Here is a 22,442-nt window from a genome sequence, read left to right on the forward strand (position 1 = left end):
CCCGAGCTCAGGCCGTGTCGGCGCTGTTCGCGCAGAGGCGGCGGATGGCCGCGACGATCTCGGTGTTGGGGCTGCCCTTCACGAGGTATTCCGTGACGCCCGCGGAGGCCATCTGGGCGATGGACCGGGTGTCGCTGTGCGCGGAGAACGCCATCAGCCGGGTGCGGGGCACCCTCCGCCTGATTTCCCGCGCCATCCACGCGCCGCCGCCACCGGGGATCCGGACGTCCAGCACGGCGACCTCCGGGGTCAGCAGTTCCGCGAGCGCGACCGCTTCACCGGCGTCCAGCGCGATGGCGACCACCTCGATGTCCGGTTCGGATTCCAGGAGCGCGCGCAACGCGTCGCCGATCACCGGGTTGTCGTCCGCGACGAGCACCCGAAGTCTGGGGGGCGGCGTTCGGTTCATCACCCGGTCCGTGCCCGCGCGATCTGCGGCTCCGGTGGTGGTCGCGGGCCCCCCGCCGAACTTGGCGTGACTCAGCAAGACACTCGGCGATCGCCTTCGCTCGACTGGCCGACGAGCGTCCTGGCGACGTCGTGGATCTTCATGTTGTTGTTGCGGCAGAACGAGCGAAGCATTTCGAACGCCGCATCGATGTCGATCTGGTAACGCTCGGCGAGGATTCCCTTCGCCTGTTCGATGGGAAGCCGGTGATCCAGCGCGTACTGGAGTTGCTCGGCGCGGGCCCGGTAGAAGCGGATGCGGTCGCGCATGGCCACGACGTCGTCGGCCGGGTCGGGAGAGCCGGCCGGCGTGGCCGTCGAAAGCATGGTCTCGGACATGAAGTGATCGTCGCAGCGGCCTGACCGCCCCGGGAAGAACAGAACGTCCTGACTCGAATGATGCAAATGAACCTGGTCCGGACGGCGGCAGCCACCCGAACGGGCGCCGAACAAGGCCCTTTGGCCTGTCGCAGTGACCGGCCGTGCGCCGTACGCTCTCATCCGAGGAGGGGAAACCGTGGAGGTCGTAATGCTCCGGGTGTTTCTGGTCGACGATCACGAGGTGGTCCGCCGAGGCGTCGCGGACATGCTCGAGGAGGACCCGGGCCTGTGCGTTGTCGGCCAGGCCGCCACGTTTTCCCAGGCGCTGGCGAGGATCCCGGCGTTGCGGCCGGATGTCGCGGTACTCGACGTGCGGCTGCCGGACGGCAACGGCGTCGAACTCGCGCGGGAACTGCGCTCCAAGATGCCCGAACTGAAATGCCTGATGCTCACCTCCTACACCGACGAGCAGGCGATGCTGGACGCGATCATGGCCGGCGCGAGCGGTTACGTCATCAAGGACATCCGGGGGATGGACCTGGTGGCTGCGGTCAAGGAGGTCGGCCTCGGCCGGTCGTTGCTCGACACGCGGGCCGCCGCGACGCTGATGGCGAAGTTCCGCGACGACGCCGCCAAGAAGGGCCCGCTCGCCGGGCTTTCCGATCAGGAGCGCACGTTGCTGGAACTGATCGGTGAGGGACTGACCAACCGGCAGATCGCCGAGCGGATGTTCCTCGCGGAAAAGACCGTGAAGAACTACGTGTCGCGGTTGCTGACGAAACTGGGGATGCAGCGGCGCACCCAGGCGGCCGTGCTGGCCACCGAACTGCGGCGGCAGTGACGGCGCGCCTCAAGCGGAGATGAGCGTGTCGAGCAGGACGTCCTCCAGCGGGCGGCGCGGTGTCCACGGCAACGGTGAGCCGTAGCCGACGCGCAGCAGCACCTGAGGCCACACCCCACAGCCGAGAAGGCGCCGGAGTTCGGCACGGGCCTCGCGGACCATGGTCGGCGGCGAGATGAACGACGCGTCGAGTCCGGCGCCGGTCGCGGTGAGCAGAACCCGTTGCAGTGCTTGACCGGCCTGGAGCCGGTCGATCCGTTCGTCGGTCAGCGACCCGATCATCACCACGAGCGGAGCAGGCCGCGTGCCGCTGTTCGCTTCGCCGAATTCGTCGAGGATCCAGCTTTCGTCGGCGGGAGCGCCTTCGGTCGCGTAGGACGGCACCCCGTCGCGAGTGCCCGCGGCCAGTCCGGTCCAGCGGCCGAGTTCGGCGAGGAACGCGGGGTCGGCGAACTGTGCCCGGTGGGCGCGTTGGGTGAGGTCACGCAGAAGACGGCACTGTTCGGCGTCGAGACGCGACATCCAGGCGTGTTCGAGTTCGGCGGCGTGCCGGAGTACGGCGAGCGTGGCTTCCGGGGTGGCACAGGACAGGAACGGTCGCCGGTTGGTCCGGCGGCGCGGGATCGCGTGGGCGAGCCGCGAGACCTTCGGATCCGGCGTGCGTTCGGCGAGCGGGCGGACGACGGCCAGCAGATCGGGATCGGTGCGGCTCGGCACGAGGGTCGTCGCGGGGTGGAAACCCGAGGCGTGGATCGCCGTCCTGAGGGTGAACAGGGCGGCGCCGCAGGAGAGGACGAGTTCACGACCGTCCGGATCCGTGACCGGGAGGATCCGGCGCGGATCGGCGTGGAGTTCGATCCCGGTGCCGGTGCAGCGGAAAAGCCACGGCTGGGTGTTGTGCGTCGACGGCGCCAGCGTGGCCGACCGGAGCACGGAATTCACCTGTTCGGAGTTCAAGCGCCCGACCCCGGTGACTTGTATGGTCATGGTTTCTCCCGCCGCCGTGCCACGGGTAATACGGTTGTCTTGATGAGACGGTCCCCGTCCGCGGTGCGGGGCCGAAAGAGGAGAAAGTCACCACGGCCGCGACTCGTCCCGATCTTCGGAGGCGCAGCAGGATGTCGGCTCATGACCGGTTCGGCGGAAGCGACGACCGGGTCACCGGCGCGCTTTCCCAGCTGCGGGTCCGTGAAGTGCTGGGGGACCTTCAAGAGCGCATCGAACGGCTCATCGGCACCCGCGACAAGATGGACGGCCTGCTCGAAGCGGTGCTCGCGGTCGCTTCGGGACTGGAGCTGGACACGACGCTGCGCCGGATCGTGCGGGCGGCGATCGATCTCGGTGAAGCCACCTACGGCGCGCTCGGGGTGATCGCGGACGACGGTTCGCTCTCCGAATTCGTCTATCTCGGCATCGACGGCGAGACGGAACAACAGATCGGGCATCTCCCGAAAGGGCACGGGCTGCTGGGTTTCGTCATCGACGAGGCGAAACCGGTGCGGCTGGCCGACATCTCGCGGCATCCCGCCTCGGCCGGGTTCCCGCCGCGCCATCCGCCGATGCGGTCGTTCCTCGGCGTGCCGATCCGGGTGCGCGACGAGGTGTTCGGGAATCTGTACCTCACCGAAAAACGCGGGGAGGGATTCACCGACGACGACGAGGTGGTCGTCCAGGCGCTCGCCGCCGCGGCGGGCATCGCGATCGAGAACGCCCACCTCTACGAGCGGGCGCGGATCCGCCAGCAGTGGCAGGCCGCCACCAGCGAGGTGACCACGGAACTGCTGGGCGGCACCGACCCCGTCGACGCGCTCAACCTGATCGCCGGGCGGGCACTGGAACTGACCGGTTCCGACCTGACTCTGCTGGCACTACCCGGTTCCGGCGGGCTCGACGTCGGCCAGGACGAGGCCGACGAACTCACCATCGCGGTGTGCGCGGGCGCGCGGGCGGCGGAACTGACCGGGGCGCGGATCAGCGTCGCCGACTCGGTGCCGGGGGCGGTCTACCGCGACCGGACCCCGCGCAGCGTCCCGGAACTGGCACTCGGTCCCGAGGGCGAGTTCGGCCTCGGCCCGACGCTCGTGGTGCCGCTCCGGGCGCGAGAACGCACGTCCGGAGTGCTGATGGCGGTGCGGAATCCGGGCGCGGTCCCGTTCGAGCTCGCCCAACTGCCGGTGGTGGCCTCGTTCGCCGACCAGGCCGCGCTCGCGCTCCAGCTGGCGGCGCGGCAGCGCACGGCGAGGGAACTCGACGTGCTCGCCGACCGGGACCGGATCGCCAGGGAACTGCATGACCACGTGATCCAGCGGCTGTTCGCGGTCGGTCTCGCCCTGCAGAGCACCCACCGCCGGGCGGACACCCCGGAACTGCGGCGGCGGATCGGCGACAGCATCGACCAGATGCACGAGATCGTGCACGAGATCCGCACGGCGATCTTCGATCTCCACGGCGGAGAGGCGGGGCAGCAGGGTGTCCGGCTGCGGCACCGGCTCTACGACTCGATCGCCGAACTCACCGACGAAACCCCGATCCACCCGACGATCAGCCTGTCCGGGCCGCTCGACTCGATTCCCCTCCCGTTCGCCGAACACGTCGAGGCGGTGGTGCGGGAGACGGTCGGCAACGTCGTCCGGCACGCACGGGCGAGCGGAGTTTCGGTGAGCGTGGCCGTGAAGGACGACGTCCTGCGGATCGTGGTCACCGACGACGGTACCGGGACCGCCGGCGAGCCGGGGGGACTGCGCGACCGCGCGGAGAAGGCGGGCGGGACGTTCCAGGCGGAGACCCGGGACGAGGGCGGCACCAGGGTCGAGTGGTCCGCCCCCTTGCGCTGACCCGGGTCAGTTCGCCGACTGCGCGGTGAGGATCCCGTCGACTTCGATCGAGCGGGCGACGTCGGAGGCGACGGTCTCGAGCAATTCCGCGGTGAGGTCCGAAAGTGCCCGCGTCACCGCGAGATACGCGCCGATCTGGGAGGCGGAACTGTTTCTCAGCCCGGCCTCCGCGAGTCCGACACCGACGAACTCGCCACCGTCTTCGAGACGGAGCAACGCCTCCGCGCGCACTCGGTACGGCTCGTGCTGCAGGGACACGTCGATCGTCCAGTTGTCCGTCATCGTCGGCTCCGTTCCGGTCATCGAGGCTCTCACCGCCGCCGTTCGTGGCACAGGGGCCTCAGTCCTCGCTCTCCGGGGAATCGGGGGCGAAAGTCCTCGGAATTCGTGACCGGCGGCCGCTGCGGTCGCCGGGTACCCCGGCCGAAGGTGGATCAATCCCCAGTTTCCCGCGGAGACCACCATGACGATCCCGTTACCCACACCCGTCGACCAGGCGGTGGCGGCCGCCGTCCGCGCGCCGTCCCCGCTCAACACCCAGCCGTGGCGGTTCGTCGTCGACCGGGACCGGATCGAGGTGCGGCTCGACCGCGCCAGGGTGCTCCGGATCGCCGACCCGGACGCCCGCGAGGCACGGCTTTCGTGCGGCGCGGCGATGTTCAACCTGATCGTTTCCTTGCGGTCCAACGGCAAGACCCTCTCGGTCCGGGTCGTACCGGAACCAGGGGAGCCGGATCTGCTCGCCGAACTCGTGATCGGCGGCGACCGGTTTTCCTCACCGGAGGAACGGAAACTGGCCGAAGCCGTCTTCCGTCGTCACACGAACCGCCGTCCGTTCCTCGACCGGCCGGTTCCCGTCTGGGCACGGACGACGTTGCGCGCGTCCGCGCTGGTGGAAGGCGGGCTGCTGGAACTGTTCGGCCGGGGCGACCGGGCGAACGCGGTCGCGCGTGTGCTGCACCGGGCCGAGGCGGCGCAGGCGCGCAACGGCGCGTTCCAGGCGGAGATCGCGCTGTGGACCCGGCGGGTGGCCAACGCCCCGGACGGTGTCCCGGCACCGGCCGGACCACCGTTGCCGCACGGCATTCCCGCGCAGGAGTCGTTCTTCGCCGCCGAGCCCGAAGGCGGTGAGCCGGTGCTCGGCGCGATCCTGACCGCGGGCGGCGGCCCCGCCGCGGACCTGCGGGCCGGAATGGTGCTGCAGCGGGTGCTGCTGACCGCGACGGCCGCCGGCCTCGCGACGTCGTTCGTCGGCAGGCTGTTCGAAACCCCGGAGACCCGGGCCGCGATGGACCGGGTCTTCGCCGATCTCGGCCGTCCGCACACGGTGCTGCGCTTCGGATACGGCCGCCCGGTGCCGATGACGGGACGCCGTCAGGTCGGCGAAGTGCTGCTTCGGAGGACGGAGGCGACCCTCTGATCCCGGGTCATCTCGTCGACACCCACGTTTCCGATCACCGCCACCCGGCCGTCATCCGCGACGGGTTCGGTCTCCGTATGAAGATCATGCGGAAATCCTTGGTGGCGCTGGCCATCGCGGGCCTTTCGGTCGCGGCGTCCGCGACGGCGGTGGCGGACGCGGGCGGGCGCGATCGCGGTTCGATCGTCATCACCGAGCAGGCGTCCAAACGGATCCTGGTGCTGCCCGCCGACCGGACGTCCTGGCAGAACCGGAAGCCGAGCTGGGTGTGGGCGCCGAACGCCGCCAACGGGCTGGCGGACCTCGCGGGCTCGTGGAGCAACCCGAGCGACGCGAAACTCGCCGAACGGAACGGCGAGAAGTACCTGCTGACGTCGGCGTCGGGTGGTTTCGCGGCGGTCGTGCCGTATCCGGCGGGGGACCGGGCGTACTGGGCGGCGAACGTCGGCGGTCCCGCCAACCCGCACAGCATCGAACTGCTGCCGGACGGGAACGTCGCGGTGGCGGCCAGCACCGGCGGCTGGGTGCGGGTCTACACCGCTTCCCAGGGGCAGCGCTCGACGACCTACGCCGAGTATCGGCTGGTGGGGGCACACGGCGTGGTCTGGGACGCCGGCCGGAACGTGTTGTGGGCCTTGGGCACCGACGCGCTCGTCGCGTTGAGTGTCGGCGGGACTCCCGCGGCGCCGGTGCTGACCGAGCAGCGGTCCGTGCCGCTGCCGAGCAAGGGCGGGCACGACCTTCAGCCGGTTCCGCACCGGCCGGATCTGCTGTGGGTGACCACGGAAGCGGGCGTGTACCAGTTCTCGAAGACGAGCGGCGGGTTCACCCAGCGCTACGCGGGCGCGCGCGAGATCGACCGGCCGCATGTGAAGAGTGTGTCGACGAACCCCCGGACCGGGCAGATCCTGACGGCCTCGGTGCAGGACGGCCACCTGTGCACGTGGTGCACGGACACCGTCCGGCTGGCCTTTCCACGCGCCGAGCTGGCGCTGCACGGCGCGTGGATCTACAAGGCCCGCTGGTGGATCGGTTGAGCTGAACTTCCGTGTCGGTACCGGCCGTTCGGGGGGCTGCCCGGCCGGTACCGACACACCAGAGAAGAGGGACCCCCGTCGCGAGAATGACGGCTGGCCGCGTCTTTCACCTGACCGAGTGAATCGTGCGGTTCAGCGCGCGGCGTTGACCCGTCCGGGGTATCGGCTCAGCCGAGGAAGGTCAGTAGCTCTTCGATGACCGCCCGCGGTTGCTCCTCCGCGACGAAGTGCCCGGAACCGGCGATCTTCCGCACCCGGACGTCGGCCGCCTTCGACGGCAGGACCGCGGCGAGGTAGTCGTAGTTGAACTCCGAGCCCAGCCCCAGCATCGGGGCGGCGATCTTCGCGTAGGCCTTCTGGTCCTCGATGTCCTGGCCGAACGCCTGGTACCAGCCGTTCCCCGCGCGGATCGCGTCCGGGCGGTCGTACGCGGCGGCGTAGATCGCCCGGTCCCGCGCCGCGATCGAGGCCGGATCGGCCGCCAGATGGTCGAACATCCAGTCGACGAGAAGGCGTGACCGGCCGGCCAACAGCTGTTCGGGCAGCGTCGCGACCTGGTTGAAGGCAAACCACCAGACGTTCACCGGCTGCCCGGGCGGGGCCAGCATCGGGAGCTGGTACAGGCTTTCGTCGGGATGCGAGACGTCCATGAGCGTGACGGTCTTCGTCGCTTCGGGGTGGTTGGCGGCGAAGGCGAACGCGACCATGGCGCCGATGTCGTGTCCGGCGATATGCGCCTGCCGATGGCCGAGCGCGCGCAGGAGTCCGAAGATGTCGCGAGCCATCGTCTTCTTGTCGTACCCGCCTTGGGGCTTGCCCGAGCCGCCCATGCCCCGCAGGTCGACGGCGATCACGCGGTATCGCTTCGCCAGCTCCGGCATGATCGCGCGGTACTGCCACCACGTCTCCGGCCAGCCCGGCAGCAGGATCAGCGGCTCGCCGCGGCCACCGGCGACGTAGTGCAACCGGACCCCGTCGACCTGGGCGTATTCGCTGCGGAACCCGCCGGGGAGGGACCGGGCGAGCGCCGCGTCGTTCGGGGCGCCCGATTGGCCGGCCTCGGCGACGCCACCCGAGGCCACCAGCGCGGCCGCGGCCCCCGCGCCGAGGGTGAGCATGGACCGGCGGTTGAGGAAGGAACGGCTGTCTTCGGTCATGTCTCGATCGTGGCCGGACCGAGGCGCCGACCGTGAGTGGTGTTTTCGCCAACCAGGGTCCGTTTTGAGACAGCTCTGTCAGGACAGGATGGGTTCGGGCACGCCCAGCCTGGTCCCGAACGTCTCCCGGTAGGACACCGGCGTGACCCCGACCTGTCGTCGGAAATGCGGGCGGAGCGCGGCGGACGAGGAGAACCCGCAGTACCTGGCGATCTCGTCGACAGGGAGATCGGTGGATTCGAGCAACTGCTGCGCGCGGATGACGCGTTGGTGGGTGAGCCAAGTGCCGGGCGCGGCACCGGTGATCTCACGGAACCGGCGATCGTAGTTGCGCCTGCTCATATGCGCCCGCCTGGCGAGTTCGTCGACCGGGAGCGCCGTGTCCAGCCGGGTCAGCGCCCAGGCCATCGTCTCCGATACCGGGTCGCCCTCCTCGAGTTCCGGCATCGGCGACTCGATGTACTGAGCCTGCCCGCCAGGCCGGTGCGGCGGGACGACCATGCCCTTCGCCAGCCGGTTCGCCACCTCCGCGCCGCACCATGAGCGGATCAGGTGCAGGCCGAGGTCCATCCCGGCGGCGCCACCGCCCGCGGTCAGGATGTCGCCGTCGTCGATGTAGAGCACCGATTCGTCGAGGAGGACGGCCGGGAACCGGGCCGCGAGCAGCGGCGCCATCGCCCAGTGCGTGGTCGCGGGGCGTCCGTCGAGCAACCCGGCCGCGGCCAGCACGAAGGCGCCGCTGCACAATCCGGCCACCCGGGCACCCCGGTCGTGTGCCGCGCGGAGCGCCTCCAGTGCGGCTGCCGGCGGATCCTCCATCGGCGACCGCCAGTTCGGGACCAGCACCAGGTCCGCGTCCCGGACCGCGCCGAGGTCATCGGGGACCGGCACGGTCAAACCGCCGCCTCGCAGCGCGGTCCCCGGTTCGCCGCCGACGACCTTGAGTTCGAGGTCGGGCAGCTCCCCGAAGGCCGAAGCCATCTCGAACACGCCGAACGCGAAGGACATCGCACCGAGCGACGCCCCGTTGAAGACCACCACGGCCAGCCGTCTCATGGGCCGATTCTAGGGACTTTCGAGTGGTAGTGACGGGTTTCGCGTGTCGTCCATCCAGACACGTGAGTCGTCCGTCGGATCACACGTGCCGTCCACTCGATCACGCGAAACCGCCAGTTCGGTCCAGCTGGTCGTGAGTGGTGATTGGGTTATTGAGAAGAAGATCAACGTGTCGTGTTCGTGGGTGAGGCTGGTGGTGGGGTGAAGGCTCCTTTCGCGGCGTCTGATGCGGCGAAGGGAGCCTTCGGCCCTGGTCAGGCGCGAGACTGTCGTGAGTGGCGATTCGGGTTAGCGCCAAGGGTGTCTTAGGTATCTACGTGGGTTCCGGCTGCGGTTGATCCCCCAGCCCGGTCCGTGAAGGCCTCCAGTCAGGCGCTCACGTGAGTTTTCGCGGTCGTGGGTATGTCGTGAAGGGCTCGACGGCGGCCCCATCGGAAGCACTGAAGCAGCCGCCCGCTCATCCTCGCCACTCACGACCCCCGGCACCGACCACGCCACCTTTGCCCTACCCCTCAAGAGAACCGTCGGAGTCCCCGCTCCCGCCGTCCTGAGTCAGGGGAGCAGACCGGCTCGCCGCGCGTGCGTGACGGCTTGCAACCGCGAGGTCGCGTCGAGTTTGCGCATGGCGTCCCGCAGGTAACTCTTGACGGTTTCCGCGGTCAGGCCCAGCCGGTGCGCGATCTCGCCGTTGGTCAGGCCGAGTGCGACGAGCGCGACGGTGTCCAGTTCCCGCGGTGCCAGGCGCACCGCCGGGGGAGCGGCGCCGGCGAGGCTGCCGCAGACCGCGTCGAGACGGTCGCGGAGAGTGCTGTCGGCGATCTGGCCGGAGAGTGCTCGAAGTTCGCCGTAGACCTCGCGCAGCCGTTCGCGCGGCGCGGCCTCCTCGTGGTGCTCGGCCAGCGGTTTCGCCTCGGCGAGCCGCCCCTCGATCTCGTCCTCGACGGCCAGGGTCTGTTCGAGGTCGCGCGCGGCGTGCAGGGCGGCGGTGATCGTCCGGTCGGAAAGGACGGCCTCGTCGCGCAGGCCGCCGTAGAGCACTGCGCGGACGCGGCGGCGCACCACGACCGGGATCGCGACCACCGAGTGGATGCCCTCGTCGCGGACCGGTTCGTCGTAGTCGTGACTGATCGTGGTGGCGCTGTGATAGCCGTTGGCGACGACCGGCCGCGTCAGCGCGAGCGCCTTGCCGCCGAGCCCGCAGCCCGCGCGGACGGACAGGCCGTTCAGCGCGGTGCCCCGGTTGCCGAGGAACGCGGTCAGCCGCATCCGGGGTGAGGCGCCGGTGATTCCGGCGAAGCCGACCGGCAGGCCGGTGTCGCGGCGCAGGTCCGAGACCGCGCCGAGGAGCTGGGCATCGTCGACCGGCATCGGCTCACCCTCCTCGGTGATCCCCCTCGATCGGGGGTGGTGGACGGATCGGGCCCGCCCGCACGATTTCCGGAACTGTACGCCTTCGGAAAGTCCCGGGAGAAACGATGACCGAAGCTCACGTCCGGCGGTTGCTCGAGGTCTACGGCGACGAGCGGGCGAGCGCCGCCGCCCTGTTGTGCGACCGGCATCCGGCGGAGGCGGTCGCGTTCACCGTGGTCGAACCGGATCTGGCGGCCCACGACCTCACCTACGGCGAGCTGCGCGAGCGGTCGGAACGGTTCGCCGGGGCACTGCGTGACCTCGGTGTCGCGCCTGGAGATCGCGTCGCGACCCTGATGGGCAAGTCGGCGGAACTGGTCGTGGCGCTGCTCGCGATCTGGCGGCTGGGCGCGGTGCACGTTCCGCTGTTCACCGCTTTCGCGCCGCCCGCGATCGCGCTGCGCATCACCGGCAACGGCACGAAGGTCGTCATCGCCGACTCCGGGCAGCGCTCGAAACTGGCGCCGTCCGCGGATCTGCCCGCCGACCCCGAACGCCGGATCGTGGTCGTCGGCGACGGTGACGACGGCGATCTGTCGTTCGATGAACTGCTGGCCGATGCCGCCCCGCTGCCGGACGCCGCGGCGACCGGCGGGGACGGGATCCTGGTCGAGCTGTTCACCTCCGGGACCACGGGAACCCCCAAGGCCGTCCCGATTCCTCTCCGCGCGCTCGCGGGTTTCCAGGCGTACCAGGACTTCGCACTCGACGTCCGCGCCGACGACGTCTTCTGGAACGCCGCCGATCCGGGCTGGGCCTACGGTCTGTACTACGCGATCATGACGCCGATGGCGACCGGCAGGCGGAGCCTGTTGCTGCACGCGGGTTTCTCCGCCGAGCTGACGTGGGCGGTGCTGGCGAAGTTCAGTGTCACCAACTTCGCCGCCGCGCCGACCGTGTATCGCGCGCTTCGCAACGCGGACGCGCCGGTGCCGGAAGGACTCCGCCTCCGGCACTGCTCGTCGGCGGGTGAACCGTTGACCCCGGACGTCCTGGAGTGGGCGTCGTCGACGCTGGGCGTCGGCGTCCATGACCACTATGGACAGACGGAACTCGGCATGGTGGTGGGCAACGCCTGGCATCCGGACCTGCGCGCCGAGGTCCGGCCGGGCTCGATGGGCCGGGTCTTGCCAGGCTTCGCCGTGGAGGTGCTCCGCGAGGACGTCGACGTGATCGCGGAGCCGGGGGAGCGCGGCCGCGTCGCGCTGGACCTTCCCGCGAGCCCGCTCCTGTGGTTCCGGGGCTACCGCGACGCGCCCGAGCGCACAGCCGCCCGGTTCAGCCCCGACGGCCGCTGGTACTACACCGGCGACGTCGCCGCCAAGGACGCCGACGGGTACCTGACCTTCGCCTCGCGGGACGACGACGTCATCCTGATGGCGGGCTACCGGATCGGCCCGTTCGACGTGGAAAGCGTGCTGCAGCAGCATTCCGCCGTGGCCGAGTCCGCCGTCGTCGGTGTCCCGGACGCGCTGCGGGGCGAGGTGATCGTCGCGTACGTGGTGGTCCGGGACGGTGTCTCCGCCGGCACCGCGCTGGCGACCGAGCTACAGCAACTGGTGAAGACCAGGTTCGCCGCCCACGCCTATCCGCGTGAAGTGCACTTCGTCCCGGAGCTGCCCAAGACGCCCAGCGGGAAGATCCAGCGGTTCCTCTTGCGGAAACGGCACTCAGACACGGAACCCGCGAAGACCGTCTGACGGAAGTCCACAAAGGACGTTACTGGTCGATCGGCCAGGTCTCGTCTCGCAGCAGCCGCTTGAGCACCTTCCCGGTCGCGTTCCGCGGCAGCTCCTCCACGAAGTACACGTCCCGAGGCACGGCGAAGCGCGCCAGCCGGTGGTGGATGTACGCGCGGACGTCGTCCGCACTCATCCTGGCGCCGCGTTTCGGGACGATGTACGCCGCGAACCGTTGCCCGAACTCGCGATCCGGTACGCCGATCACGGCCGCTTCGTGGACGCCGGGCAGCGCGACGATGGCCTCCTCGACCGGGCGAGGCGACACGTTCTCGCCGCCGGACACGATCATCTCGTCCGCCCGGCCGGTGACGAAAAGGCGGCCGGAGGCGTCCTGGTAGCCGACGTCGCCGGTCGCCATCAGTTCTTCCGCGCGTGGCACGCTGGCGCCGTCGGTGTAGCCCTCGAAGAGCATGTCGTTGCCGACGAAGATCTGTCCCTCCCAGCCCGGCGGGACACGGTTGTGGTCGTCGTCGAGGATGGCGACGCGGGTGCCGGGCGGGCAGCGGCCCGCGGTGGTCGGCGCGGCACGGAGGTCTTCGGGCGTGGCGATGCTGGCCCACGAAACCTCTGTGGAGCCGTAGAAGTTGTAGAGCACGTCGCCGAAGGTGTCCATGAACTCGGTGACGATCGTGCCCGGCAGCGCGGATCCGCTGCTGGCCACGATCCGCAGCGACGAGAGGTCGTAGCGGCTGCGGACCCGTTCGGGCAGGTCGAGGATGCGCTGCAACATGATGGGGACGGCGAAGAGCACACCGCAGCGATGTTCGGCGATGGTCCTCAGTATCTCTTCGGCGTCGAACCGGCGGATCAGCGAAAGCGAAGCGCGGACGGCCATCCCGATCTGCATCCCGGCGAGCCCCCAGCTGTGGAACAGCGGCGCGGCCACCACGAAGCGGTCTCCGGAGTGGAGCGGGATCCGGTCCAGCATGGCGGCCGACGTCGCGAGTCCTTTGGGCGTCGGACGGCGTGCGCCTTTGGGGGTGCCCGTGGTGCCCGACGTGAGGACGACGAGCCTGCCGATCCGGTCCACCGGTTTGAGTTTGGTGGCGGGCACCCCGGCGATCAGCTGGTCGATCGTGGGATAGCCGTTCTCGGTTTCCGGCCAGGTGGACAGCCGCAGGAAATCGCCGGGGATGTCGGCGATGATCCGCGAGAACTCGTCGTCGGCGAGGACCGCGACCGGTTCGTGCAGGCCGATGACGTCCGCGACCGCGCCGGCGGAAAGGCCGGTGTTGAGCAGGATCGCGTCGGCGCCGAGTTTGCTGCACGCGATCAGCGACTCGACCATCGCGGCGTGGTTGCGGCACAGCAAGGCGATCCGGTCGCGGGAGCGGACCCCACGCGCGGCAAGCGCGTTCGCGAGCTGATTGCTGCGGTCGGCCGTCTGTTTGAACGTCCGGACGTTGCGTTCGTCGTGCAGCGCGACTTCTTCGGGTACCCGGGCGGCGTTGGCGGTGTAGCCGCCGGCGACGGTGGCGCCCCACTGCGACAGCGAGGTGAGCTGCCGGGCGATCTTGTCCGGCCGCGCGGCCGCGAGCACCCCGGCCTTGATCAGCGTGCTGGCCGTGTGCAGCGTGGTGGCCTTGGTGTGCGCCGGTTCCTCTTGGGGTGACGCCGCCCGGCCGGAAAGGTGCAGATCGATCCGCCGGGTCAGCGCGCGGACGGTGCGCTTGAACGACGCGGCGGACACCAGATGCGAATGCGGCGCCGGAAGCATCAGCTGCGCGACGAGTTCGGTGCCGCCTTCGGGAGTCTGCCTCAGCTCGACCGAGACCCAGTTGCCGTCGTTCTCGACGCCGCACCAGACGACGTGCTCGCCCGGCCGCCAGACCCGGGCCTCGATGTCACCGACGACGAGCGTTCCTGGCCGTGGCTCCAGCCGGACGAGGCATTTCGGGCCGCGTCCGCGTTCGGCGGGCCGCTGGATCTCGCACCAGCTGATCTCCGCGACGAACCTCGAGTAGGACTCGGGATCGCCGATCACTTCCCAAACCTGGCCGGGGGAATGCCCGAGAATCGAGCTCGCCTGGACCACATCGTCTCGCATGCGATTCGCCTCACCACGCGCGTTCGGGTGTTGACCGGGCCGCTGCCGGCGCCTCCTTCGTCTTCAAGTTCGGCGAACCTACCAGCAATCGGCCGAACACAGTACTCCGAACGACCGCGGATTCCCGTCCGGCCAAGGGAGCCACCTCGCAAAGGGTATGTGCCGCGGCGGTGTGAAGCCGTCCGCCGTCGGTGTTGATCGCGACGTCCGATTCACGCCAGCCTCCGGCGCGCGAGACGGCGAAGCTGACGAACGTGACAGTTACTACCTCGGCGGCCGAGGCCGCGCACACCCGTATCGAGCCCGGAATCCTCTACTTCGGCACCCCGGTGGTGCTTCTCTCGACGGTCGACCAGGCGGGTGCCCCGAACCTGGCTCCGATGTCGTCGGCGTTCTGGCTCGGGTGGCGGGGCATGCTCGGACTTGGCGCGAAATCGAAGACGGCGCAGAATCTCATGCGCAACCGTGAATGTGTTCTGAATCTCCCTTCCGACACGCTGGCGGCCGCCGTCGACAGGTTGGCGCTGACCACCGGCTCGGATCCCGTCCCGGCCCGCAAGCACGAGCGCGGATACCGGTACGAAGCGGACAAGTTCGGCCGCGCCGGGCTCACCCCGGTCGCCTCGGAGACGGTCCGGCCGCCGCGCGTCGCGGAATGCCCGGTGACGATGGAGGCCGTCGTCGAGGCCGTCCATCCCCTCGCCGAGGGCGACCCGAAACAACGCGGCGGCGTCCTCGTGTTCGAGGTCCGCGTGCAGCGCGTGCACGTCCACGACGACGTGCGGATGCCGGGCACCGAAGACCGGATCGACCCCGACCGCTGGCGGCCGCTGATCATGAGCTTCCAGAAGCTCTACGGACTCGGCCCGCAGGTTCACCCGTCGACGCTCGCCGAAATCCCCGAGCGGCTCTACCGGGGACCCGACATCGAACGTTCGCGGAATCAGTCGTCGCGGGCGAACGAGAACCGGTTCACCACCGGCAACCAGCGCTGATAGGACACGGCCAGGTCCGGCCACGAACCGCCGGTCAGGCCGCGTTCGAGCTTCGGCCGCAGTTCGTGGTCGTTCATGGACCGCACGATTTCGAGGGCGCTGTCTTCAGGGCCCGTTCCGTCGAGGTTCGCGAACCACGAGACGGCCTCCGGATGCCCGACGTGGATCGCGAGCAGGACCAGCACGGCGCGGAACGGTGCCTCGCGGTCGCCCTCGGAGAGGAACTCCGCCAGGTCCTCTCCGGCGAACCGTGCCCGCAGCAGGCGGTACAGGTTCAGGAGTCGTTTCGCGGCGCGCGGGGACCGGACGAGCGGCGCCAACGTCGGCAGGAAGTCCAGTTCCGCCGTCGAGATCACCAGCCGAGGAGGGCGTAGGTCTATTGTGGACTGTTCGGACGACGGTCGCGGTGCTTCCGCGCGAGGAGGGGAATCGGCCGCGACCGGAGAGCGATCACCGGTGGCCTGATCCGGTTCGGCGGGCGTGGGCGACGGCGAGACATCCTGGACCTCGGTGTCGGCGAGCCCGCGCACGAGCCCCGCGAACGCTGGATCGTCCATGGGGGACAACGTGAACGGCACTTGGAAGATCTTCTCGAGGTAGTTCTCGGCGAAGGTTTCCGGATCGTCGCCGAGCATCTCCTCGTAATGCTGCTCCACGGCCTTCTTGAGCCAGCGGGAGTCGACACCGACCACGACGACGAACACCGGCAGCGCCAGCAGGAGATGAATGGCTTCGAGGACCTGGACGACGACCTTGGGTGGGCAGCGGTCGAGGTCGTCGATGTAGAGCACGGTCCGTTCGATCTTGCCGGAACCGTGGGTACCTCGGCGAGCATGGTCGCGAAGGTCTCGAGATCCTTGCGCAGCAACGAAACCACGCCAAGGTGTTCAACGTAGTCCGAGACCCGGGACTCGGCGAACGACACCAGGTCCAGCCCGGGCGCGAGTTCGGTGACGGCCTTTTCGAGCCTGTCGGACTCGGCGTCCAGTTCGGCGAGGCGCCGCTCGGTCTCCTCGTCCTCTTCGGACGGGCCGCCGAGTTTGCCGAGCGCCTGGTGGATCCGGTCCGCGCTCGCGCGCATCCGCAGGACGACGGTCAGCGCGGAACTCACCACCGTGAGCCCGCCGAGCACGCCGGACACCTGCGACCGGCCGACGAGCAACGTGACCACCAGGACCGTCACCAGACCGCCGATGAGGACCAACAGCGGCACCGGATCCTGCCGCAGCCGTCGCCAGAATTCGGCGACGTCCGACCGCAGCCCACCGGTTTCCTGCGCCAGCCGTTCGAGATCCTCGGCGGTCGGCTGGTCGACGCCGATCCTGGACGCGATCCACGCCTTGTCCGCCTCGGTGAGGCTGTCGAACACCGCGCGGACGTACTCGCGCGGCTTCCGCCGCCTTCGCTTCGCTTGTTTCTGCTGGGCCGTCAGGGTTCTGCGTTCGAGGCGGACGGCGCTGAGCCTGCCGAGAAGCGTCTTCTCGGTCTTGCGGCGTTCCGCGAGCAGATCGGCCTGGCGCTGCAGATCGTTCTCGGCGCCACTCGCGGCGAGGTTGTCGAAGATGTGCGTGGCGAGACTGGCGAGGAGGTTCGCCTCGCTGTAGTGCCAGGCGTTGAAGCTGATCTGACGGACACTCGAACAGTAGGACGACACGGACTTCCCGTGCGTCCCCGCCTCGGTTTCCGCCGTCCGCGCGGAATCGGCGAGTTCGCGGACGCGCGATTGCATCTGGCGCATGAAGAAGCTCTTGCCCGATCCCCAGCTGCCGAACAGGCCGATCGACAGGGGAGGGGTGATCATCCGGGAGACCACCAGGTCGGCGAGCATGCGGACGTCGCTGCCGATGCCGAGGCGGTCGACGCCGTCGTCGGTATCCGGCCGGTAATCCGCGACGTGGGCGGCGAAGGGGTCTAGTTCATTGTAGATCGCGGCAAGGAGCCCCGACGCTCCACTGCGAGTGAAGTTAGTTACGCGGTACAAAGGGACCTGTCGCGCGAGAAAAGGCGGAAGTTCTGTGGGAGGCCCCAGCGGTAGCTGGACTGCCAACAATCGCTGGGGGTCCACCCTCAGGACAACTGCGGCTTCTGGTTGAAGTGAACTCAACCTGGAGCTGCTGTACTGAGTGCTCTCGATTGCAGCCTTATAGGCTGGCGAAGAGACGATTATGATGAGGTCCGCCTTGGCCATCTCGTCGTCTAGCCATGTCGACCAGTCGATTCGCTGGTCACCATCCTGTGGCTCTAGGCGGACGTCTAAGCCAGCTTCGATCTGTAGGAACGCTGCGAACTCGCGCACCTTAGCCTTGTGTGTCGGCGACTCGTCTGCGTAGCTGATGAAGATGCGACGCACCCTGGCGCTGTCCAATTCGCGGTCCCCTCCCAAGGCCGAACGGGAGGGCAGTCTAGAGGGCGGCCGCTCAGCTGTGGGTGAAACCCCGCCTCCGCTCGGTCATCGATCGCTACCTTCGATCTCATGACTGGGGAGCGGCTCGACGGCAGGTACGCGAAACTCTGGGCGGCGAGCACGACGTCGGCGTTGGGCAGCGGCCTCGCGACGGTGGCGGCGCCGTTGCTGATCGCCTCCCGCACCAGTGAACCGCTCGTCGTCTCGGGCGGGTTCGCGATGGCGTGGCTGCCTTGGCTGCTTTTCTCCCTGCCGGGCGGGGTGCTGGTCGACCGGGTGGACCGGCGAAAACTGATGGTCACCCTCGACTGGATCCGTGTCCCCGCGGTCGCGCTGCTCGCGGTCGCGATCACGACCGGCAACGTGAGCATCGCCTTGCTGTACGCCGTTCTCTTCGTGATCAACGCGGGCGAGGTCGTGTTCCGGACGGCCAGCGGGGCGATGCTGCCCTCGATCGTCCCGAAAGCGTTGCTGGAGCGGGCGAACGGGCGGCTCTACGCCGGGACGACCTTGACCCACGGCATGCTTTCCGGCCCGCTGAGCGGATTTCTGTTCGGTGCCGCGGCGAGCATCCCGTTCTACGTCAACGCCGGCACGTACGCGGTCAGCGCCCTGCTGCTCGGGTTGATCGCTGGTGCGTACCGGCCGCGGCCCGGCGGCGATCCCGGCGAGCCGGTCGCGCGCCGGTCGATGCGATCGGAGGTGGCCGAGGGGTTCCGCTGGCTCGCGGGACAGCGCCTGCTGCGGACCATGATCGGCTTGATCGGGATGCTGAACCTGACGCTCGTCGCGGCCACCTCGGTGCTGGTGCTGCTCGCGAAGGAGCGGCTCCAGCTGGGCTCCGTCGGCTACGGCCTGCTCTTCACCTGCATCGCGGTGGGCGGACTACTCGGCTCGATCGCCGGGGACCGGCTGATCGCGTGGTGCACACCGACCTGGACGTTGCGGATCGGCCTGCTGATCGAAGCCGGGACCCATCTGGTGCTCGCGACGAGCACGAGCGCACCGGTCGTCGGGGTGACGTTGTTCCTCTTCGGAGTACACGGCGCCCTGTGGGGAATCGTCGGCAGTTCCCTGCGTCAGCGGCTCACTCCGCCCGACATGCTGGGCCGGGTCGGCAGCACGAGCTTGTTCATCATCGCGGGAGGCAACTGCGTCGGCGCGCTGCTCGGGGGCGCGGTGGCGTCGAAGTTCGGGCTGACGACGCCGTATTGGGCCGGTTTCGTGGTGGCGGTGATCGTTTCCGCGCTCACCTGGCGGGTTTTCGACCGTGCGGTCGTCTCCGCGGCCTACGCGCAAGAGCCTGCTGTCAGCCGTTGATCCTGGTGAGCGCGAAGAACTCCTGGCGCGAACGGGCGTCTTCGCGCAGTGTGCCGAGCAGGGTGGAGGTGACGGTGCTCGAACCGACGGCCTGCACACCGCGCAGGGTCATGCACGAGTGCTCGGCCTCGATCACCACGCCGACGCCACGCGGCTCGAGTTGCTCTTCGAGCCAGTCGGCGACCTGCTTCGTGAGCCGTTCCTGAACCTGCGGACGGCAGGCGAAATGCTCGACGATCCTTGCCAGTTTCGACAGGCCGAGAATCCGGTCGCCCGGCAGGTAGCCGACGTGCGCGACCCCGACGAACGGCAGCAGATGGTGCTCGCAGACGGATCGGACCGGGATCCCCCTGGCGAGGACGAGTTCGTCGTAGTTCTCGTCGTTGGGGAACGTCGTGAGGTCGAACGGCCGCGGGGTGAACAGCTCGGCGTACGCGCGCGCCATCCGGCCCGGGGTGCCGCGGAGGCTCTCGGAGTCCAAGGAGATACCCAGCGCGGTGAGGAGATCGGCGGCCGCGGCCTCGGCGGCCACCAGGTCCGGCCCCGGCCCGGTTTCGTGGACGACGCGCAAGGCGGGAGTGGACATTAGGCCTCCTAGGCTGACCGCGATCCCCAGTGTATTTAACCAAGACTTTTGGGTGTTTTACCACCCGTCGGCTCATCGTACATGGTAGATCCGCAGTGCAGGATGTTCCGCCGGTTGAGATAGGCGATATCGTGGCGTACGTGACAGTGCCAGACCCGGACGGCCTCGATGCCCCCGCCATCGCCGCGGTGGCGGCACTCGACGACGACCTCCGCCGCGGTATGTATGCCTACGCCCGGCGCGCGCGGCGTCCCGTCACCCGGGATGAGGCGGCGGCCGCGGTCGGCATCTCCCGCAAGCTCGCCGCCTTCCATCTCGACAAGCTCGTGGCGGCGGGCCTGCTCAGATTCGGCTTCGCGGCGGGCCCGATGGTCAAGGTGGGGCGCAGGCCCAAGGTCTACGAACCCGTCGACGAGACCATCCAGGTGCAGCTTCCCGCCCGGCGTCACGAGGTCCTGGCCGGCATCCTCGCCGAGGCCGTGCTCGCCGAAGGGTCCGGTGAGACCGCGCGGGATGCCGTGCGACGGGTCGCGGGTGAGCGCGGTTTCGCGGCGGGCGAGGAGGAACGCGCGCGGACCCGGCCCGGCAGGCTCGGCGTGGAACGCGCGCTCACCGTGGCCGAAGGGATGCTTCGCCGCTACGGCTTCGAGCCGAGCCGGGACAGCACGACCTGCGTCCGGCTGCGGAACTGCCCGTTCCACCCGCTGGCCGCGGAGGCCCCGGACCTCGTTTGCGGGATCAACCAGGCCTTCCTGGCCGGTTTCCTGAACGGCGTGCGCGCCGGGAACGTGGAAGCGGCCCTCGTTCCCGGCGCGGCCGAGTGCTGTGTGGAACTACGGCAGGCCCGATAGGCCGATCAGGCGGCGCCTGCGATCTGCCGGGTGGCGACGTTGAGCCGGTTCCAGGTGTTGATGGCGGCGATGGAGAGGACGAGGCTCGAAAGCTGGGTTTCGTCGTAGTGACGAGCCGCCTCGTTCCAGACCTCGTCGTCGACCGGGTCGGCCCGGTCCGCGATGCGGGTGAGGGCCTCGGCCAGCGCGAGCGCCGCACGTTCGGCGTCGGTGAAGTAGGCAGTGTCGCGCCACGCGGCCACGGTGAAGATCCGCTCGTCGGACTCGCCCGCCTTGCGCAGTTCCTTCGTGTGCATCTCCAGGCAGCCGCTGCATCCGTTGATCTGGCTCGCGCGGACGTGCATGAGGTAGTGCGTGGTCTTCGGGACGCCGGTGTCGCCGGTCGACTCCGCCAGCGCGATCAAGGCCTTCAGGGTGGCGGGATTCGCCAGTGCGGGGTTGGGGATGCGGGTTTCCATGATGTTCTCCTCCAGGGTTTCCGTCTTGCTTTCACCGCACTGACGGACGCCGGGAAGGAGATGTGACCGGTGTGCTGAAGTCTTAGGCGGTCGCGGCCACCGACGCCCGGTCGCGGAGTGAGACGTTCAGCTTGAAGCCCTCCGGTTTCAGGGTCAGCAGCTCCTGCACCTTCAACCGGTAAGACGGGTCGCCGCGCAGGTCGTACCGGCTCAGCAGCATGCCGAGGACCAGCGTCGCCTCGTGCAGGGCGAACTGCCGTCCGATACAGGCCCGCTCGCCGGTGCCGAACGGCTTGTAGACATGCGCGGGACGGGCCCGGTTGCGCTCCGGGGAGAAGCGGTCCGGATCGAACGACTCGGGATCGTCTCCCCAGACGGGATCGCGGTGCAGCGACGGGATGAGGACCAGCGCCCACTGTCCCTTCCGCATCGGGTACTCGCCGCCGACGACGGTGTCCACCTGGGCTTGGCGGGCGAACGCGGGCGCCGTCGGCCAGAGTCGCAACGCCTCGTCGAGCACCCGCCGGACGTAGCGGAGCTTGGCGACCTCTTCGTAGGAGGGATCGGGATTCTCGCCCCAGACCTTGTCCACTTCGGACTGGGCACGGGCGAGGACGTCCGGGTTCCTGGCGAGGTAGTACAGCGCGAAAGACAGCGCGCCCGACGTGGTTTCGTGCCCGGCCACGAGGAAGGTGATGATCTGGTGCCGGATGTTGTCCTCGTCGAGGGCGGCGCCGGTGCTCGGCTGCGTGGTGTTCAGCATGAGCCCGAGCAGGTCGTCGGTGCTCGTGTCGCCCCGGCGCGCCTCGATGACCTCGGCGACGACGGAGTGGAGGAACGCGAGGTCGGCCTCGTTGCGCCGGTTCGCCTTGCGGCTGAGGAGCGGGCCGATGACCGGCGGTTGGAGCGCCATCCGCTGCGCGTGCCGCAGCGTGCGGACCATCGCGGCGACGAACGGATGCGGTTGCGCGCGTTCGAACGACGAGAAGCTGTAGCCGAATCCCGTCCGGCCGATGGTCTCCAGCGTCAGCTTGGTCATGTCGTCCGCGACGTCGACCTCGCCGCCCGTGTCCCACGCGTCCAGCAGTTCGCGGGTGATCGCCAGCATCGCCGGGTGGTAGCGCTGCATGGCGTTGCGGCTGAACGCGGGCGCGAGGATCTCGTGTGCGCGCCGCCAGTTCGGCTCTTCGTTTTGCGCGGTGAACAGCCCGTCACCGCCGAGCGGGCGCAGGTTCGAGATCGCGGGCGTGACGTGTTTCGCGAACCGCTTCTCGTCGGAGAGGTCGGCGACCATCTTCGCGCCGTGGACGAACACGATGCCGCGGCCGAACACCTTGCGCTCGAAGACGGGGCCCAGCTCGGCGGCGTGCCGCATCGAATCCTGGACCGGCGTCTTCGGCGAAACGCCGAGCACGTCACCGATCAGCGGGATCCGGCGCGGGGGGTGGGGGAGAGCGGTGGCCATCGAGCCCCTCCAGGGTGAGCACTGTTGAATCGACATCCAATAGCGAGCGTG

The 22,442-nt window shown here is 69.3% G+C and carries 20 protein-coding genes and 1 pseudogene; 8 read left to right on the top strand and 13 right to left on the bottom strand.

The window, feature by feature from the left end; genetic code table 11:
• Positions 1-7: 7 nt before the first annotated feature.
• Entirely contained in the window at positions 8-409 is a 402-nt protein-coding gene (locus tag ACLJO0_RS25305; protein ID WP_233611830.1) for a response regulator transcription factor, read from the bottom strand.
• 71 nt (positions 410-480) lie between these two features.
• Positions 481-786 carry an ANTAR domain-containing protein gene (locus tag ACLJO0_RS25310; protein WP_410580853.1) on the bottom strand — a complete coding sequence of 102 codons (306 nt, stop codon included), beginning with the start codon at positions 784-786 and terminating at the stop codon, positions 481-483.
• A gap of 190 nt (positions 787-976) precedes the next feature.
• On the opposite strand from ACLJO0_RS25310, the gene ACLJO0_RS25315 reads away from it, so the two are divergent.
• Positions 977-1,609, top strand: coding sequence for a response regulator (locus ACLJO0_RS25315; protein ID WP_199749187.1), 633 nt, complete (start codon positions 977-979; stop codon positions 1,607-1,609).
• A 9-nt stretch (positions 1,610-1,618) separates the two neighbouring features.
• On the opposite strand, the gene ACLJO0_RS25320 is transcribed toward ACLJO0_RS25315, so the two are convergent.
• The gene (locus tag ACLJO0_RS25320; protein ID WP_410580855.1) at positions 1,619-2,596 is read right to left on the bottom strand and encodes an Acg family FMN-binding oxidoreductase; all 978 of its coding nucleotides are present in this window, start codon (positions 2,594-2,596) and stop codon (positions 1,619-1,621) included.
• Between the two features lie 131 nt (positions 2,597-2,727).
• Here ACLJO0_RS25320 and ACLJO0_RS25325 point away from each other — a divergent pair, with 131 nt between their 5' ends.
• Positions 2,728-4,443: a GAF domain-containing sensor histidine kinase gene (locus ACLJO0_RS25325; RefSeq protein ID WP_410580856.1), complete on the top strand. Its 1,716-nt coding sequence runs from the start codon at positions 2,728-2,730 to the stop codon at positions 4,441-4,443.
• Positions 4,444-4,449: 6 nt separating this feature from the next.
• Here the strand turns inward: ACLJO0_RS25325 and ACLJO0_RS25330 are convergent, their stop codons facing one another.
• Positions 4,450-4,746 (bottom strand): dsRBD fold-containing protein, encoded by a 297-nt coding sequence (locus tag ACLJO0_RS25330; protein WP_410580858.1) that lies wholly within the window; start codon positions 4,744-4,746, stop codon positions 4,450-4,452.
• A 160-nt stretch (positions 4,747-4,906) separates the two neighbouring features.
• Here ACLJO0_RS25330 and ACLJO0_RS25335 point away from each other — a divergent pair, with 160 nt between their 5' ends.
• A complete protein-coding gene (locus ACLJO0_RS25335) occupies positions 4,907-5,863 on the top strand; it encodes an Acg family FMN-binding oxidoreductase (RefSeq protein WP_410580860.1) in 957 nt (318 codons plus the stop codon).
• 77 nt (positions 5,864-5,940) lie between these two features.
• Positions 5,941-6,900 carry a DUF6528 family protein gene (locus ACLJO0_RS25340; RefSeq protein WP_410580861.1) on the top strand — a complete coding sequence of 320 codons (960 nt, stop codon included), beginning with the start codon at positions 5,941-5,943 and terminating at the stop codon, positions 6,898-6,900.
• A gap of 167 nt (positions 6,901-7,067) precedes the next feature.
• Here the strand turns inward: ACLJO0_RS25340 and ACLJO0_RS25345 are convergent, their stop codons facing one another.
• From ACLJO0_RS25345 to ACLJO0_RS25355, 3 genes are all read right to left on the bottom strand, one after another.
• Entirely contained in the window at positions 7,068-8,057 is a 990-nt protein-coding gene (locus ACLJO0_RS25345; protein WP_410580863.1) for an alpha/beta fold hydrolase, read from the bottom strand.
• A gap of 78 nt (positions 8,058-8,135) precedes the next feature.
• Positions 8,136-9,113: a GlxA family transcriptional regulator gene (locus tag ACLJO0_RS25350; protein ID WP_410580864.1), complete on the bottom strand. Its 978-nt coding sequence runs from the start codon at positions 9,111-9,113 to the stop codon at positions 8,136-8,138.
• A gap of 552 nt (positions 9,114-9,665) precedes the next feature.
• The gene (locus ACLJO0_RS25355; protein ID WP_410580866.1) at positions 9,666-10,481 is read right to left on the bottom strand and encodes a response regulator transcription factor; all 816 of its coding nucleotides are present in this window, start codon (positions 10,479-10,481) and stop codon (positions 9,666-9,668) included.
• Positions 10,482-10,588: 107 nt separating this feature from the next.
• Here ACLJO0_RS25355 and ACLJO0_RS25360 point away from each other — a divergent pair, with 107 nt between their 5' ends.
• A complete protein-coding gene (locus ACLJO0_RS25360; protein WP_410580867.1) occupies positions 10,589-12,223 on the top strand; it encodes an AMP-binding protein in 1,635 nt (544 codons plus the stop codon).
• A gap of 19 nt (positions 12,224-12,242) precedes the next feature.
• On the opposite strand, the gene ACLJO0_RS25365 is transcribed toward ACLJO0_RS25360, so the two are convergent.
• Positions 12,243-14,312: an AMP-binding protein gene (locus ACLJO0_RS25365; protein ID WP_410580868.1), complete on the bottom strand. Its 2,070-nt coding sequence runs from the start codon at positions 14,310-14,312 to the stop codon at positions 12,243-12,245.
• A 254-nt stretch (positions 14,313-14,566) separates the two neighbouring features.
• Here ACLJO0_RS25365 and ACLJO0_RS25370 point away from each other — a divergent pair, with 254 nt between their 5' ends.
• Positions 14,567-15,307 carry a flavin reductase family protein gene (locus tag ACLJO0_RS25370; protein WP_410580870.1) on the top strand — a complete coding sequence of 247 codons (741 nt, stop codon included), beginning with the start codon at positions 14,567-14,569 and terminating at the stop codon, positions 15,305-15,307.
• On the opposite strand, the gene ACLJO0_RS25375 is transcribed toward ACLJO0_RS25370, so the two are convergent.
• Together ACLJO0_RS25375 and ACLJO0_RS25380 are read right to left on the bottom strand one after the other, a co-directional pair.
• Complete coding sequence (locus ACLJO0_RS25375; protein WP_410580872.1) at positions 15,256-16,098, bottom strand: P-loop NTPase fold protein; 843 nt, start codon at positions 16,096-16,098, stop codon at positions 15,256-15,258. The two genes, ACLJO0_RS25370 and ACLJO0_RS25375, sit on opposite strands and share 52 nt — an antisense overlap.
• Positions 16,099-16,877: 779 nt before the next feature.
• Positions 16,878-17,657 (bottom strand): annotated as a pseudogene (locus ACLJO0_RS25380) (SEFIR domain-containing protein); the annotation flags it as partial.
• A 123-nt stretch (positions 17,658-17,780) separates the two neighbouring features.
• Here ACLJO0_RS25380 and ACLJO0_RS25385 point away from each other — a divergent pair.
• On the top strand, positions 17,781-19,031 hold the full coding sequence (locus tag ACLJO0_RS25385) for an MFS transporter (RefSeq protein ID WP_410580873.1): 1,251 nt from the start codon (positions 17,781-17,783) through the stop codon (positions 19,029-19,031).
• Here the strand turns inward: ACLJO0_RS25385 and folE are convergent.
• Positions 19,021-19,617 (bottom strand): GTP cyclohydrolase I FolE, encoded by a 597-nt coding sequence (gene folE, locus ACLJO0_RS25390; RefSeq protein WP_410580874.1) that lies wholly within the window; start codon positions 19,615-19,617, stop codon positions 19,021-19,023. The two genes, ACLJO0_RS25385 and folE, sit on opposite strands and share 11 nt — an antisense overlap.
• A 131-nt stretch (positions 19,618-19,748) precedes the next feature.
• Here folE and ACLJO0_RS25395 point away from each other — a divergent pair, with 131 nt between their 5' ends.
• Positions 19,749-20,468, top strand: a complete 720-nt coding sequence (locus ACLJO0_RS25395; protein WP_410580875.1) for a helix-turn-helix transcriptional regulator — start codon at positions 19,749-19,751, stop codon at positions 20,466-20,468.
• Between the two features lie 5 nt (positions 20,469-20,473).
• Here ACLJO0_RS25395 and ACLJO0_RS25400 read toward each other — a convergent pair whose 3' ends face one another.
• Positions 20,474-20,926 carry a carboxymuconolactone decarboxylase family protein gene (locus tag ACLJO0_RS25400; RefSeq protein ID WP_125796903.1) on the bottom strand — a complete coding sequence of 151 codons (453 nt, stop codon included), beginning with the start codon at positions 20,924-20,926 and terminating at the stop codon, positions 20,474-20,476.
• Positions 20,927-21,008: 82 nt separating this feature from the next.
• Positions 21,009-22,391: a cytochrome P450 gene (locus tag ACLJO0_RS25405; protein WP_410580877.1), complete on the bottom strand. Its 1,383-nt coding sequence runs from the start codon at positions 22,389-22,391 to the stop codon at positions 21,009-21,011.
• Between the last annotated feature and the right edge of the window lie 51 nt (positions 22,392-22,442).

This window comes from Amycolatopsis sp. lyj-108, from assembly GCF_046549005.1.
Taxonomy (GTDB): Bacteria; Actinomycetota; Actinomycetes; order Mycobacteriales; family Pseudonocardiaceae; genus Amycolatopsis.